Origin of the sequence: Pseudomonas sp. AAC (assembly GCF_000725445.1) — a bacterium.
GTDB classification, from domain to species: domain Bacteria; phylum Pseudomonadota; class Gammaproteobacteria; order Pseudomonadales; family Pseudomonadaceae; genus Pseudomonas; species Pseudomonas citronellolis.
On the sequence record NZ_KL647100.1, the window covers coordinates 16,473 to 31,723 of the forward strand.

General features: G+C 69.4%; 12 protein-coding genes. 9 read left to right on the forward strand and 3 right to left on the reverse strand.

Features of this window, described 5'->3' with window-relative positions:
- Positions 1 to 140 precede the first annotated feature (140 nt).
- Positions 141 to 521, forward strand: a complete 381-nt coding sequence (locus tag FG99_RS23655) for a nuclear transport factor 2 family protein (RefSeq protein ID WP_043272586.1) — start codon at positions 141 to 143, stop codon at positions 519 to 521.
- Between the two features lie 2 nt (positions 522 to 523).
- On the opposite strand, the gene FG99_RS23660 is transcribed toward FG99_RS23655, so the two are convergent.
- The 3 genes from FG99_RS23660 to FG99_RS23670 all read right to left on the reverse strand — a co-directional run bounded on the left by FG99_RS23660 (position 524) and on the right by FG99_RS23670 (position 4,189).
- Positions 524 to 1,717, reverse strand: a complete 1,194-nt coding sequence (locus FG99_RS23660; protein WP_081884715.1) for a Fic family protein — start codon at positions 1,715 to 1,717, stop codon at positions 524 to 526.
- 193 nt (positions 1,718 to 1,910) lie between these two features.
- Entirely contained in the window at positions 1,911 to 3,068 is a 1,158-nt protein-coding gene (locus FG99_RS23665; RefSeq protein WP_043272587.1) for an alpha/beta hydrolase family protein, read from the reverse strand.
- Between the two features lie 182 nt (positions 3,069 to 3,250).
- Positions 3,251 to 4,189 (reverse strand): LysR family transcriptional regulator, encoded by a 939-nt coding sequence (locus FG99_RS23670; RefSeq protein ID WP_043272588.1) that lies wholly within the window; start codon positions 4,187 to 4,189, stop codon positions 3,251 to 3,253.
- Between the two features lie 283 nt (positions 4,190 to 4,472).
- Between FG99_RS23670 and FG99_RS23675 the strand changes: the two genes are divergently transcribed.
- From FG99_RS23675 to FG99_RS23710, 8 genes are all read left to right on the forward strand, one after another.
- Positions 4,473 to 5,414, forward strand: a complete 942-nt coding sequence (locus FG99_RS23675) for a VOC family protein (RefSeq protein WP_043272589.1) — start codon at positions 4,473 to 4,475, stop codon at positions 5,412 to 5,414.
- Between the two features lie 3 nt (positions 5,415 to 5,417).
- Positions 5,418 to 5,765 carry a Rieske (2Fe-2S) protein gene (locus FG99_RS23680; protein WP_009620182.1) on the forward strand — a complete coding sequence of 116 codons (348 nt, stop codon included), beginning with the start codon at positions 5,418 to 5,420 and terminating at the stop codon, positions 5,763 to 5,765.
- Positions 5,766 to 5,906: 141 nt separating this feature from the next.
- Positions 5,907 to 7,031, forward strand: a complete 1,125-nt coding sequence (locus FG99_RS23685; protein ID WP_043272590.1) for an FAD-dependent oxidoreductase — start codon at positions 5,907 to 5,909, stop codon at positions 7,029 to 7,031.
- 86 nt (positions 7,032 to 7,117) lie between these two features.
- A complete protein-coding gene (locus tag FG99_RS23690) occupies positions 7,118 to 8,788 on the forward strand; it encodes a DUF1302 domain-containing protein (protein WP_043272591.1) in 1,671 nt (556 codons plus the stop codon).
- 14 nt (positions 8,789 to 8,802) lie between these two features.
- On the forward strand, positions 8,803 to 10,170 hold the full coding sequence (locus tag FG99_RS23695) for a DUF1329 domain-containing protein (RefSeq protein ID WP_043272592.1): 1,368 nt from the start codon (positions 8,803 to 8,805) through the stop codon (positions 10,168 to 10,170).
- A gap of 129 nt (positions 10,171 to 10,299) precedes the next feature.
- Positions 10,300 to 11,361 carry a WD40/YVTN/BNR-like repeat-containing protein gene (locus tag FG99_RS23700; RefSeq protein WP_043272593.1) on the forward strand — a complete coding sequence of 354 codons (1,062 nt, stop codon included), beginning with the start codon at positions 10,300 to 10,302 and terminating at the stop codon, positions 11,359 to 11,361.
- 3 nt (positions 11,362 to 11,364) lie between these two features.
- Positions 11,365 to 13,836, forward strand: a complete 2,472-nt coding sequence (locus tag FG99_RS23705) for an efflux RND transporter permease subunit (RefSeq protein WP_043272594.1) — start codon at positions 11,365 to 11,367, stop codon at positions 13,834 to 13,836.
- A gap of 160 nt (positions 13,837 to 13,996) precedes the next feature.
- Positions 13,997 to 15,187, forward strand: a complete 1,191-nt coding sequence (locus tag FG99_RS23710) for an MFS transporter (RefSeq protein WP_043272595.1) — start codon at positions 13,997 to 13,999, stop codon at positions 15,185 to 15,187.
- The last annotated feature ends 64 nt before the right edge of the window (positions 15,188 to 15,251 follow it).

The window sequence follows — 15,251 nt, forward strand, 5'->3', positions numbered from 1 at the left end:
GCGCCTAGGCTGGGGAGGGAGGGCAGGCGCCCGTGGACAGGTATCGGCAGTGGCGATGGCAGGCATGGCCAATGGCGATTTTTCCCGCCGCGGCGGCCGGGGCGAGGATGCCGCCGCTATCAAACCCAGAGGGAAACCCGATGAACGATATCCGTAGCGAACTGCTGGCCCTGGAGCAGGAACGCCAGCGCGCGCTGGTGGAAGAAGACCACGCCGGCCTGGAGCAACTGTTCGCCGACGACCTGCTGTACGTGCACACCACGGGTCTGGTGCAGGACAAGGCGCAGTACCTGGACTACGCCCGCCACGCCGTGCGCTACCTGGCGGTGGAGCGCGGCGAGTTGCAGGTGCGCCTGTTCGGCGACGGCCTGGCGCTGATGAGTGGGCCGCAGTGCAACCTGCTGCAGAAGCGTGGCGGCGGCGAGCCGGTGCGCGCGGAAGGCTTCGCCACGCAGCTGTGGGTGAAGGAAGAGGCGGGCTGGCGGATCGCGTCGTTCCACGGGACGCGGGTGCTGGCGTAGGGCTATTGGAAGCGCCGATGGAGGTCCGGGAATATCTCCTGGGCGAACCAGGCCGGCAGCCCTGGTTGCACGCTGCGGGACTTTGGCGTCGGGCTGAGCACCACGCCCAGGCGTATCAGGCGGCTCAATTCGTCGATCGCCGGGCGTGGCGTCAGGCCGGTGAAAGTCTTGAAGTCACTGCGTGGCATTTCGCCCTGCACCAGCAAGGCATGCATCGCCGCGGCGCTTTCTTCCCGGGCGCCGGCCGCGCGTAGCTGCGCGTTGTAGCGGAAGGCTCGCACCACCCGCTCGCGCAGCGCTGCCGGGTCGACGGCCTGGGTCATGTAGTCGATCTGGTCGTGGCAGACGTCCAGCATGAACTCGATGAAGGCGAAGTAATGCTTGCGACTCAGTTTGCCGCGCCCGTCCAGGTCGCCTTCCCGTGGGCGGTCGGCCAGCGCCAGCATCCGATAGTAATCCTGGTGCTGGCGCGCCAGTCCGCGGGACAAGGACCAGAGCGTTGGGCGCAGACCCAGGGCGACGAGATGGAGATGGGTCATCAGCCGCGTGGTTCTGCCGTTGCCGTCGAGGAACGGGTGCACGAAGGCCAGCCGGTGATGGTAGGCGAGGGCGCCGATCAGGCGGCGGCGCGGGTCGTGGATGCGCCCGAAGCCATAGCGCAGGTGGCGCAGCATCGGCAGCACGACGGCGGCGGCCGGCGCGGGCCTGCCGCCAACGGAAACTTCCTCGTCCGGCCTGGCGCGCAGCTGGCCCGGCCGCAGCAGGCGGCCATCGTCGAGGCGTCGGCTGGCATCCTCCGTAGCGTCGAACAGGCGCCGATGCACGCGCTGCACCAGCGCCGGTTCGAACAGGGCGCTCCACTGCGCGGGGGGAAAACGCCGCAGGGCGCGTTCGAACACTTCTTGCGCCTGCATGTGCCGGATAGCCAGGTCCTGCAGCAGCAGGCGCTCGCGGCGTGGCGCGGTCTGCGCCTGCTGCATCATGGCGATTTCGGTATAGCGGCCCTCGATAAGGTTCGAGTAGTAGCTGTTGGTTATCTGCAGCAGTTGCCCGAGTTGCTCGCTCGTTTGCCTGGCCAGGCGGCCGGCCAGGAAGGCCGCCTTGCCCGGTAGAGTGTCGGCGCGTTCGATGATCGAGGCCGGCAGCTCTTCGGGCAATATCGGGTCCAGCCAGTCCTTGTCGGTGATCAGCGGCATTGCAGCTTTCCAGGGTGAATGTCTTCATATTTAAATTCACATCTGGAAAGGTGGCAAACCCTTATATATTGCGGCTTCTGTCAGGGTTTTGAGCGTATTTCTGCGGGCTTCCCTTCATATTTTCATGGGCAGCTCTCCGGCCCGCCCGGCAGGTGGGAAGCGGCACCGGAATCCGCTGCCGCAAAGCAAACCCTCAGGCCGTACGCCCACCCAGCGTCTCCGCCACCCAGTCGGCTATGTAGTGCCCGGCATTGATGCTGTTGTCGAAGCTCGAATGCTGCACGCCGCCTTCGCGTTCGGTGAAGATCTTCAGCTCGCGTTTCGGGCTGTTCACCAGTTGCTCGTAGGTGCGGTGCGCCCATTTCAGCGGGATCTGCGAGTCCTTCTCGCCGTGGGTGACCAGGAAGGGCACGCGGATGCGCTCGAGCACGCCGTCGAGGTGGACGTTCTCGGCGATGCGCATGAACTCGTCCATGTCCCTGGCGCCCCATACCCAGCGCACGTGGGCCCAGTAGTGCGGCACCGGGAAGTCGCCTTCCTTCTCCAGGCGGCGTTTCTGCACGTCGCGCCAGTCGTGGTTGGCGCCCCAGGCCACGCCGCAGGCGAAGCGCGGTTCGAAGGCCACCGCGCGGGGGCAGTAGTAGCCGCCCAGGGACACGCCTTCCAGGCCGATGCGCTTGGCGTCGACGTCCTCGCGGGTTTCCAGCCAGTCGAACACGCGGCTGGCCCAGTGCTCGCTGTCGTAGCGCGCGGTCAGGCCGTGCAGGCGCAGGGCCTCGCCGGTGCCGGGCTGGTCGATGATCAGCGAGGCCACGCCGCGTTTCGCCAGCCAGGCCGGCAGGCCGACGCGGTATTTCATTTCCTTGGTCGAATCCAGGCCGTTGACCTGCACCAGCAGCGGCGCCGGGCCTTCGACGCCTTCGGCGCGCACGTACAGGCCGGCGATGTGCTGGCCTTCGTAGGGAATCTCCACGCGCTCGCAGTTCTCCTTCGTCAGCGCGATGCCGCGGGCGAAGGTCTGCAGGAAGCGCTGGTACAGCGCCTCGCGGCCCGGCGCGCCATGGGCCTGCAGGCGTTCGCAGGTGAGCAGGTAGGTGGCGGCGCGGTTGTATTTCTCGCCGGCGGAGAGCAGGCGGCCGGCGGCTTCGTCTTCCTCGGCCAGGCCGCAGAGCTTGTCGGCCATTTTCGACCAGGTCTCGCGGAAGGCCTGGGTGCCGGCGGCGTCGGGCTGCTTCGCGGCCTCCTGCAGCGGGGCGCACATTTCCTCGATCTCGCCCAGGCGGGCGCCCATTTCGATGGCCAGGTCCACCGAGAGATTCCAGACGTAATTGGTGGGGAAGTAGCGGAACATTCTTGTTGTCCTTCTGCGGTCGATGTATCCGGCGCCCGGGAATGGCGGCAGGCACGCAGGGCGCGGTTCGACGGCAAGGTACGCAGGCGGGGCGGCTGCGCGCCAATCGCGAGTGGGGATGCGAGGTATCGCCAAACGCGATGCCCCGGTGCCATGCCGGCGGCCGGGGCGATGGGACGGGCTCAGCCGGTGTGGCGCAGGGCTTCGGGCTGCTGGTCGAGGCTCTGGATGAAGTCGCGGATGCGCTCGCGCAGCCAGCGGTGCATGGGGTCGCCCTCCATGCTGCGGTGCCAGAGCATGTACTCGCGCATCACCGGGATCTTCACCGGCGGCGGCAGGATGCGCAGCGGCAGGTAGCGCGCGTACAGCTCGGCCAGGCGCCGGTGCATGGTGGCCACGCGCTGGGTGCCGACCAGCAGCTGCGGCAGGGTGTTGAAGTCGTTGGTGATCACTTCCAGGCGGCGGTTGAAGCCGTACTGGCTCATGAACCAGTCCTCGATGCTCAGGTGCCGGTTGCGCCCGAAGCCCACCGAGATGTGCCCCATCTGCATGTACTGCTCCAGGGTCAGGCTTTCGCCCACCTCGGGGTTGTCGCGCCAGACCACGCAGACGTGGTCCTCCTCGAACAGCAGCTGCGCCGGATGGCCGTCGATGATGTAGCGCTCGGGCACGATCATCATGTCCACCTCGCCGCGCATCAGCAGCTCGGCGCTGTTGTCGCCGGGGGTGAGGATCTCGAAGGTGATGTGCGGGGCCTGCTGGTGGATCTTCTGGATCACCTGGGCGAAGAGCACGCTGATCAGGTAGTCCGAGGTCACCAGGCGGAAGTGGCGCTTGCTGCTGCCCGGGTCGAACACCGGCTTGGCGGTGATCGAGGAGCGGATGGTCAGCAGCACCTCGCGCACCGGCACCGCCAGTTCCAGGGCATAGGGGGTGGGCTGCATCTTGCGGCCGACCTGCACCAGCAGCTCATCCTCGAAGAAGGCGCGCAGGCGGCCGAGCACGCCGCTGGTGGCCGATTGCGTCATGTGCAGGCGTTCGGCGGCGCGGGTGATGTTCTGCTCTTCCAGCAGCACATCCAGCGCCACCAGGAGGTTCAGGTCCAGGTGATGGAATCGCATGGCAGATGGCTCAGGCTTGTTGTAGTTATTTTCGCGATACCTTCCCGCCGCATTCCCGATACGTCAATAGCGCCCCACCCGAAGTGGGCGGCAAACGCCCGCCGCCATGGGCCCGCGCCCAGGTATCGCGATCGGCGATGCCTCGCATCCCCACATGCGATTGGTCAGCTTCCCGCGCCGCCCAGCAACCTGCGCTCCAGTCGAGCGGCCCCCGTGCCGCGGCGACCCACCACCGGCGGCCCCCTGCCTGGCGCCGAATCATAATTTCAATGGAGTGGTAGCCATGAACATCCTTGGCCTCGACGCCCTGGTCTTCGGCGTCGACGATATCCAGGCCTGTGCCGATTGCCTGCGCGACTATGGCCTCACGGCCGTGCAACTCACCGCCGAGGGCGGGCGCTTCGAAGCCCTCGACGGCACCGCCATCGTCATCCGCCGCGGCGACGATGCGAGCCTGCCGCCGGCCCTGGGCCCGACGCCGTCGCTGCGCGAGACCGTCTACGGCGTGGCCGGCGCCGCGGACCTGGACGCCATCGCCGACGAACTGGGGCGCGACCGCGAGGTGCGCCGCGATGCCGCCGGCGTGCTGCACTGCGTGGACGACCTGGGCTTCGCCATCGCCTTCCAGGTCAGCTGCCGGCGCCCCTTCGAGGCCCCGGCCGACCTGACCAACGCCCCCGGCAGCGCGCCGCAGCGCCCGCTCAACCAGCTGGGCATCACCCCGGACATGCCGGCGCTGCCGCGCACCCTGTCCCACGTCGTGTACTTCGTGCCCGATGCCGCCAAGGGCGAGGCCTTCTACCGCGAGCGCCTGGGCTTCGTCACCACCGACAGCTTCGTCGGCGTCGGCCCCTTCATGCGTTCGGCGGGCATGGACGACCACCACTGCCTGTTCATGATCCAGACGCCGCCGCACATGCAGGGCTGCGAGCACTTCACCTTCCACCTGGGCAGCGGCACCGAGGTACTGCTGGCCGGCACGCGCTTGCAGAACAAGGGCTGGACCAGCTTCTGGGGCCCGGGCCGGCACCTGCTGGGCTCCAACTGGTTCTGGTACTTCAACAGCCCGCTGGGCTGCCACATCGAGTACGACGCCGACATGGACAAGCACGACGACGCCTGGGCCGCGCGCCAGGCGCCGATGTCGGCGGACAACTCGCAGCTGTTCCTCTTCACCGCGCGGGAGAAGTGGGCGCCGGGCGGCCCGCCGCCGAAGCAGGGCTGAGCCGTGGACTGCGTGGCGCTGTGCCGGCTCGACGAGCTGGGCGAGGGCCAGGCGCGCGGCTTCGACCCGCAGGGCGAGGGCGCGGATGCGCTGTTCGCCCTGCGCCACCGCGGCCAGGTGCGCCTGTACCGCAACCGCTGCCCGCACCTGCAGGTGCCGCTGGAGTACCGCAAGGACAGGTTCCTCAGCGCCGATGGCCAGTGGGTCGTCTGCTACGCCCACGGTGCGCGCTTCCGCCCGCACGACGGCGAATGCGTGTACGGCCCGTGCCTTGGGCAATCGCTGGCGGCGCTGGTGCATGAAGAGAAGGACGGCTGGCTGCTATTGCCGTTGGCGCAACTGCAAGGCTGAGGTATCGCGCCGCGCGATAGGTCGCATCCGCGGACTCGATTGGAAAAGCCCCGGCCCCGCCGGGAAGCTGTGCCCCAGGGCACGGAGAACGGCCGCACCGCCAGTCGGTGCGGACAACAAGAACAACACGTGAGAGACGCCATGAACACTGTGAGCAAGGTGCTGATCGTCGGTGGCGGCATCGGCGGGCTGTGCGCCGCCATCGCCCTGCGCCGCAAGGGCATCGCCGTCGACCTGGTCGAATTGAAGACCGAGTGGACCGTCTACGGCGTGGGCATCATCCAGCAGAGCAACGTGGTGCGCGAGATGCACCGCCTGGGCCTGCTCGATGCCTACCTGGACGCCGCCTACGCCTTCGAGGACGTAGCCATCTACACCACCGCCGGCCAGCAACTGGTGCGCATCCCCGGCCAGCGCCTGGCGGGGCCGCAGTACCCGGCCAACGTCGGCATCTCCCGGCGCGCGCTGCACAAGGTGCTCAGCGAAACCGCCACCGAGCTGGGCACCCGCGTGCGCCTGGGCACCTCGGTGGAAAGCTTCGAGCAGGACGCCAGCGGCGTCGACGTGCTGTTCAGCGACGGCAGCCAGGGCCGCTACCAGCTGCTGGTGGGCGCCGACGGGCTGTACTCGCGGGTCCGCGGCCTGCTGTTCGGCGACAAGTACCAGCCGCGCTTCACCGGCCAGTCGGTGTGGCGCCACAACTTCAGGCGCATGGCGGGCATCGACCACCTGGCCAACTACCAGGGCCCCTCGGGCAACGCCGGCCTGGTGCCGCTGGCCGACGATCTCATGTACCTGTTCACCACCTCCCACGAGCCGGGCAACCCCTGGATGGACCCGGCCGGCCTGGCCGAGGGCCTGCGCCAGCGCCTGGCCGGTTTCGGCGGGCTGGTCGGCGAGCTGCGCGAGCAGATCACCGACAGCGCCGAGGTCGTCTACAAGCCGCTGGAGGCGGTGTTCGTCGACGAGCCCTGGCACCGCGGCCGGGTGCTGTTGATCGGCGACGCCGCCCACGCCACCACGCCGCACCTGGGGCAGGGCGCCGGCATGGCCATCGAGGACGCGGTGGTGCTGGCCGAGGAACTCACCACCGGCGGCAGCCTGGCCGAGCAGCTGCAGCGCTTCATGGGCCGGCGCTTCGAGCGCTGCAAGTTCATCGCCGAGAAGTCCCTGCTGGCCGGCGAGAAGGAGATCGCCCAGGACCCGTCCTTCGACCGCATCGGCCTGGTGAAGCAGATGCTGGAGGTCACCGCGCGCCCCATCTGACCCCACGGCCCGGCGCGCCCCGCCTTGCCGGCGCGCCGCGGCCCACGCCAACACCAACGCACAAGAACAAGAAAGAGGTGACCTCGATGTCCGCTGACAAGCGTGCAACCGCGCGGCCGCTGCCGCCGCTCAAGCCCCTCACCCTGGCACTGCTGGCCCTGGCCGCCGGCCACGCCCAGGCCTTCGAATTCGACACCGGCAACCCCGACCTGCGGGCGCGCTGGGACAACACCCTGAAATACAGCGCCGCCTGGCGCACCCAGGACGCCAGCAGCAAGCTGAGCGAGGGCCAGACCGCGCTGAACCTCGACGACGGCGACCGCAACTTCGACAAGGGCCTGATCTCCAACCGCCTGGATCTGCTCTCCGAGCTGGACGTCACCTACGGCGACGTCGGCGCGCGGGTCAGCGGCGCGGCCTGGTACGACGACGTCTACAACCGCGGCACCGACGCCAACGACCCGAGTCGCGCCAACAGCTACTCGGTGGACTACGACGAATTCACCGACGACACCCGTACCCTGCACGGGCGCAAGGGCGAACTGCTCGACGCCTTCGTCTTCGGCAAGACCGAGCTGGCCGGCATGCCGCTGTCCGGGCGCCTGGGCCGGTACGCCATGCAGTGGGGCGAGAGCCTGTTCTACGGCATGAACGGCATCGCCGGCGGCATGGCGCCGATCGACGTGGTCAAGGGCCTGTCGGTGCCCAACACCCAGTTCAAGGAACTGATCCGCCCGGTGCAGCAGGTCTCCGGCCAGCTGCAGCTGACCCCGGACGTGTCCATCGGCGCCTACTACCAGTTCGAGTGGGAAGCCAACCGCCTGCCGGCCGCCGGCAGCTACTTCTCCACCGACGACTTCTTCGGCGACGGCGCCGAGCGCATGTACATCGGCGCGCCGCTGTTCCCCGGCGCGCAGCCGCTGGCCTTCTACCACGGCAACGACAAGGAGGCGAAGGACTCGGGGCAGGGCGGCCTGCAACTGCGCTGGCGCACCGAGACGGTGGACTGGGGCCTGTACGCCATCCGCTTCCACGACAAGTCGCCGCAGCTCAACGTGCGCAGCGATTTCGCCAACCTCAACCCGCTGACCGGCAAGGCCGGCGAGTTCTACTGGGTGTACCCGGAGGGCATCAGCGCCCTGGGCGGCAGCTTCTCCACCACCCTGGGCAACTTCAACGTCGCCGGCGAAGTCTCCACCCGCTGGAACCAGCCGCTGGCCTCCACCAACCAGCACGCCCTGGCCGTGGGCGAGGCGATCAACAACAGCGACGACCCGCTCTACGCCACCGGCCGCACCCTGCACGCCAACTTCTCCTGGCTGGCCAGCCTCGAGCCGAACTTCATCGCCGGCGAGTCGAGCTTCCTCGGCGAGATCGCCTGGAACCGGGTGCTGAGCGTGAGCAAGAACCGCGACGCCATCGACCCCAACGCCGACCGCGACGCCACCAGCCTGCGCTTGGTCTACGAGCCGATGTACCGGCAGATCTACCCGGGCCTGGACCTCTCGGTGCCGCTCGGCGCCAGCTACACCAACGGCGCCTCCGAGGCCCTGGGTACCGGCTTTGGCAGCGACCACGGCGGCGACATCAACATCGGCCTGAAGGGCAACTACCTCAACACCTGGAGCCTGGGCCTGACCTACACGCACTACTACGGCCCGCAGAACACCTTCCTCGACGCCGACAACCACTACACCTTCGAACAGTCGCTGAAAGACCGCGACTTCATCGCCTTCACCGTCAGCCGCACCTTCTGACCGAGGACTGCCCGATGAAACACAACAAGAAAGTCGTTTCCCTGCTCACCGCCCTGAGTGCCTCCCTGCTGTTCGCCCACGGCGCCCTGGCCGCCGTCTCCGCCGAAGAGGCGGGCAAGCTCAGGACCACGCTCACACCGCTGGGCGGCGAGCGCGCCGGCAACGCCGACGGCAGCATCCCGGCCTGGACCGGCGGCTACACCCAGGCCGACCCGGCCTACAAGGACGGCGGCAAGCGCGGCGACCCCTTCGCCGCCGACAAGCCGCTGTTCACCATCACCGCGCAGAACATGGCGCAGTACGCCGCGCAGCTCACCCCCGGGGTGCAGGCGATGCTGAAGAAGTACCCCGACAGCTACCGCCTGGAGGTCTACCCGACGCACCGCAGCGCCGCCGCGCCGCAGTCGGTGTACGACGCCACCTTCGCCAACGCCACCAGCGGCAAGCTGGTGGACGGCCCCGCCGGGCTGATGCCCGAGGGCGCCGCCGGCGGCATCCCGTTCCCCATCCCGGGCAGCGGTGCCGAGGCCATCTGGAACCACCTGCTGCGCTGGCGCGGCGCCTCCTGGCACGCCAGCTTCACCCAGTACCTGACCACCGCCGACGGCAAGCACGTACTGACCAACGACTCGCGCGCCGACCTGCAGATGCCCTGGTACCTGCCCGGCGGCGCCGGCGAGCGGGGCGTGTTCTGGTCCATCCGGATGATCAACGACGGCCCGCCGCTGCGTGCTGGCGAGGCCATCACCGGGCTGGAGAACCTCAATGCCGACAAGACCACGGTGTGGACCTACCTGCCCGGCCAGCGCCGCGTGCGCCGCCTGCCCAACGCCTGCTGCGACACCCCGACGCCGGCCACCGCCGGGGTCCTGAGCTTCGACGAGCTGTACGTGTTCGACGGCCGCGTCGACCGCTTCGACTGGAAGCTGGTGGGCAAGAAGGAGATGTACATCCCGTACAACGCCAACAAGGTGTTCACCGCCGCAGGCCCCGAGGCGCTGCTGGACGCGCACCACCTGAAGTCCGACGCTCTGCGCTGGGAGAAGCACCGCGTCTGGGTGGTGGAGGCGACCCTGAAGAACGGCCAGCGCCACGTGATGCCCAAGAGCACCTACTACCTGGACGAAGACACCTGGACCGCCGTGCTCGGCGAGCGCTACGACGCCCGCGGCCAACTGGCCAAGGTGCTCTGGACCTCGCCAGTGGTGCTGCCCGACCTGCCCGGGGTGGTGACCCTCACCAACGGCTTCTACGACCTGCTCTCCGGGGCCTGGTTCGCCGGCGACCTGTTCGCCGGCAAGAGCGAGCAGTACCGCATCGTGCCGCCGTACAAGGACTCGGTGTTCACCGCCGACGCCATGGCGGGCGAGGGCGTGCGCTGAGCGTTAGCACCCTGCTCCTGTAGGAGCGCGCCCTGCGCGCGAATCGCGGGCAGGGCCCGCTCCTACGGGAGACCTCGCGGTACCCGGCCTCGACAGGCCCGACTACAAGAAAAACCAAGGTTGCGTGCGATGAACAAAATGCTTTCCGGCCTGCTCCTGGCGGCCTGTTGCGCCCTGCCGCCGGCTTTCGCGGCAAGTCCCCCGGATGTGCTGGCGCAGCCCGCCGTGCAAGGCCCCCAGGCCCTGCACGCGGTGCTGCAGGACGTCACCCGCGCCGGCCAGCGCCTGGTGGCGGTGGGCGAGCGCGGCGTGGTGCTGCTCTCCGACGACAACGGCGCCAACTGGCGCCAGGCGAGCGCGGTACCGGTGAGCGCCAGCCTGGTCGCCGTGCAGTTCGTCGATACGCGCAACGGCTGGGCCGTAGGCCATGCCGGCGTGGTGCTGCACAGCAACGACGGCGGCGAGCACTGGAACCTGCAACTGGACGGCAGGCGCGCCGCCACCCTGGAACTGCAGGCTGCCCAGGCTTCGGCCGACACCGGCCGCGTCGCCGCTGCCCAGCGTCTGGTAGCCGATGGCGCCGACAAGCCGCTACTGGCCCTGCACTTCAGCGACGCCCGCCATGGCCTGGTGCTGGGCGCCTACGGCCTGGCCCTGGCCACCACCGACGGCGGCCGCAGCTGGCAGTCGTGGATGGGCCACCTGCCCAATCCCCAAGGCCTGCACCTTTATGCCGTGGCGGGGCAGGGCAGCGACCTCTACATCGCCGGCGAACAGGGCCTGCTGCTGCGCTCGCGCGACGCGGGCGAACACTTCCAGGCGCTGCAGGGCCCCTACGAGGGCAGCTACTTCGCCGCCGCCGTGCTGCCCAGCGGCCGCCTGCTGGTGGGCGGCCTGCGCGGCAAGCTGTTCGCCTCCGACGACGGCGGCGCCAGCTTCCAGGCCCTGGCCAATCCCATCCCGGCCTCGCTCAACGGCATCCGCGTGGCCGGCGGCCAGCTGCTGCTCGCCAACCAGGCCGGCATGCTCCTGCGCAGCGGCCTGGGCGAGTTCGCCGCAAGGCCGCTGCCGGTCTCCGACGGCCTGCCGCTGAGCGCCGCCACCGTCGCCGCCGATGGCGCCCTGGTGGCCGTCGGCATGGCCGGCGCGCGCCGCCTGGCGCCTTCTTCCTCCTCCAGCACAGCGGACTGAGCCATGCACGCCCCGACTTCCCCCGCGCCGTCCAGCGGCCGCCTCGACGACTTCGACAGCGCTTCCGGCTCGCTGCTGGAACGCGCCCTGTTCAACCACCGCGGCCTGGTCCTGCTGCTGTGCCTGGCGGCGACCCTGCTGCTGGGCTGGCAGGCCACGCGGCTGACGCTCAACGCCAGCTTCGAGAAGATGATCCCGCGCGAGCACCCGTTCATCCTCAACTACCTGGACCACCGCCAGGAACTGGCCGGCCTGGGCAACGCCGTGCGCATCGCCGTGGCCAACCCCGCGGGCAGCATCTACGACAAGCACTACCTGCAGGTGCTGCAGCAACTCAATGACGAGGTGTACCTGCTGCCCGGCGTGGACCGCGCGGCGATGAAATCGCTGTGGACGCCGTCCACCCGCTGGACCGGCGTGACCGAGGACGGCCTGGAAGGCGGCCCGGTGATCCCCGACGGCTACGACGGCGGCGCCGCCAGCCTGGAAGCGCTCAAGCGCAACGTCGAACGCTCCAACGAGATCGGCCAGTTGGTGGCCTTCGACCAGCGCTCGAGCATCCTCTACGTGCCGCTGCTGGAGAAGACCCCCGACGGCCAGGCGCTGGACTACACCACCTTCGCCCATGAGCTGGAGGCCCTGCGCGGCAAGTACCAGGCCCGGGGCGTGGACATCCATATCACCGGTTTCGCCAAGGTGGTCGGCGACCTGATCGATGGCCTGAAGCAGATCCTGCTGTTCTTCGCCGCCGCCATCGCCATCACCGCCGCGGTGCTCTACTGGTACACCCGCTGCGTGCGCAGCACCGCGCTGGTGGTGCTGTGCTCACTGGTGGCGGTGGTCTGGCAATTGGGCCTGCTGCCCTTGCTGGGCTACGAACTGGACCCGTACTCGGTGCTGGTGCCCTTCCTGGTGTTCGCCATCGGCATGAGCCACGGCGCGCAGAAGATGAACGGCATCATGCAGGACATCGGCCGCGGCATGCACCGCCTGGTCGCCGCGCGCTTCACCTTCCGCCGGCTGTTCCTCGCCGGGCTCACCGCGCTGCTGTGCGACGCGGTGGGCTTCGCCGTGCTGATGATCATCCGCATCCAGGTCATTCAGGACCTCGCGGTGATCGCCAGCCTGGGCGTGGCGGTGCTGATCTTCACCAACCTGATCCTGCTGCCGGTGCTGCTGTCCTACGTCGGCGTCAGCCCGAAGGCGGCGCGGCGCAGCCTGCGCGCCGAGGAGGCCGAAGCGAGCGGGGCGGACAAGCACGCCGTGTGGCGCTTCCTCGACCTCTTCACCCGGCGCCGCTGGGCGGCCGCGTGCATCGCCGTGGCCGCGCTGCTGGCCGCCGGCGGCTACGCGGTGAGCCTCAACCTGAAGATAGGCGACCTCGACGCCGGTGCCCCTGAACTGCGCCCGGACTCGCGCTACAACCGCGACAACGCATTCGTCACCGCGCACTACGGCGCCAGCAGCGACGTGTTCGCGGTGATGGTGCAGACCCCGGCCGGCGCCTGCTCGGCCTACGACACCCTCAAGCGCGTCGACGACCTGGACTGGCAACTGCGCGGCCTGCCGGGCGTGGATTCGACCAACTCCCTGGCGCTGCTCAACCGCCGGGTGCTGGTGGGCCTCTCCGAGGGCAGCCCGAAGTGGTACGAACTGGTGAACAACCAGGCCACCCTGAACATGGTCACCGCCAACGCCCCGCGCGGCCTGTACAACGACGACTGCAGCCTGCTGACGCTGTACGCCTACCTCACCGACCACAAGGCCGACACCCTGGCGCGGGTGGTCGACAGCGTGCAGGCCTTCGCCCGCGACAACGACAGCGAGCAGGCGAAGTTCCTGCTGGCCGCCGGCAGCGCCGGCATCGAGGCGGCCACCAACATCGTGGTCAGGCAGGCCAACCACGACATGCTCTGGTGGGTCTACGGCGCGGTCATCCTGCTCTGCCTGGTGACCTTCCGTTCCTGGCGCGCGGTGCTCTGCGCGGTGCTGCCGCTGGTGCTCACCTCGATCCTCTGCGAGGCGCTGATGGTGGCCCTGGGCATCGGTGTGAAGGTCGCCACCCTGCCGGTGATCGCCCTGGGCGTGGGCATAGGCGTGGACTACGCGCTGTACGTCATGAGCATCGTCCTGGCCCAGCTGCGCCAGGGCGCCAGCCTGTCCAGCGCCTATTACCGGGCACTGCTGTTCACCGGCAAGGTGGTGATGCTCACCGGCGTGACCCTGGCCATCGGCGTGGGCACCTGGATCTTCTCGCCCATCAAGTTCCAGGCCGACATGGGCGTGCTGCTGGCCTTCATGTTCGTCTGGAATATGGTCGGCGCCCTGGTCCTGCTGCCGGCGCTGGCCTACTTCCTGCTGCCCCGGCGCCAGGCACAACCCGCCGTGCCGGCGCACCACCTGGAGGAAGTCCACCACGACCGCGACTGCTGCGAGCCGAACCCCAACCAGAGGACCGCCCGATGCCATGCCTGAATCCATCGAATGCCGGCTTCACATGTAGGAGCGCCCCCTGGGCGCGAATCGCGGGCAGGGCCCGCTCCTACAGGTGCGGCAGGAACACCTGCGTAGGATGGGTTGAGCGAAGCGATACCCATCGCCGCGGCCCCATGGGTTTCCAGCGCGGAGGTGCGCAATGACCGCCCAACGCCCCGCCGGAACAGCCCAAGCCCTGCTCCTGCTGTTCGGCAGCTGCCTGCCGGTGCTCGGCGCGGTGCTCATCGCACCGGTGCTGCCGCGCATGCAGGCGCATTTCGCCGAAACCCCCGGCGCCGCCGTGCTGGTGCCGGTCGCCCTGACCCTGCCGGCGCTGGTGATCGCCTTCCTGGCGCCGTTGGCCGGGCTGCTCGCCGACCGCATCGGCCGCCGTCCGCTGCTGCTGGCCAGCATGCTGCTGTACAGCCTGTGCGGGGTGCTGCCGCTGTGGCTCGACTCGCTCGGGCCGATCGTCGCCAGCCGCGCCGGCATCGGCCTGGCCGAGGCGGGCATCATGACCTGCTGCACCACCCTGATGGGCGACTACTTCGACGGCCAGCGCCGCGAACGCCTGTTCGCCCTGCAGATGGTCGCCACCTCGCTGTCCGCCGCGCTGTTCATGGGCCTGGGCGGAGCGCTGGGGGAGAGCGGCTGGCGCACGCCCTTCGCGCTCTACGCGGCGGGCCTGCTGTGCCTGCCGCTGATGGCGGCGCTGCTGTGGGAGCCGCAGGTGCGCCATGCCGAGCCGCTGCGCGCGGACGCCGAAGGCTTCCCCTGGGCCGCGCTGGCGCCGCTGTACCTGCTGACCCTGCTAGCCGGCGTCAGCCTGTTCATCGTCCCGGTGCAGGCCGGCTACCTGCTGCAACTGCTGCACGTCGACGCCCCGCAGCAGGTGGGCATGACCATGGGCGCCAACCAGCTCGGCGTGCTCGCCGGGGCCCTGGGCTTCCGCTTGCTCGCCGCGCTGCCGGCGCGGCGCCTGCTGGCCCTGGGCTTCGCCACCGCCGGCCTGGGCGACGCGCTCATGGCCCTGGCCGACAGCCACGCGCCTGTGGTGCTGGCGGTGCTGGTCAATGGCCTGGGCGTGGGCCTGCTGCTGCCGACGCTGATCACCCAGGTGATGCTGCAGGTCGGCTTCGAGCAGCGCGGCCGCGCCACCGGCGGCTTCACCGCGTCCATCTTCGCCGGCGAATTCCTCAGCCCGCTGCTGGTGCTGGCGATCACCGGCGGCGCCAACCCGCACTTGCCCCAGGCCTTGCTGGCGGTCGCCATCGGCCAACTGATCCTGGCGCCGCTGTGCCTGGTGCTGCTGCGCCATGGCCGGCCGGCGCCGGTGGCGCAGGCGCTATGAACGAACGTTTCTCCCAGGCCGTCCAGGCCGCGCCCGGCCCGTGGGCGGAACCCCACCGCAAAGG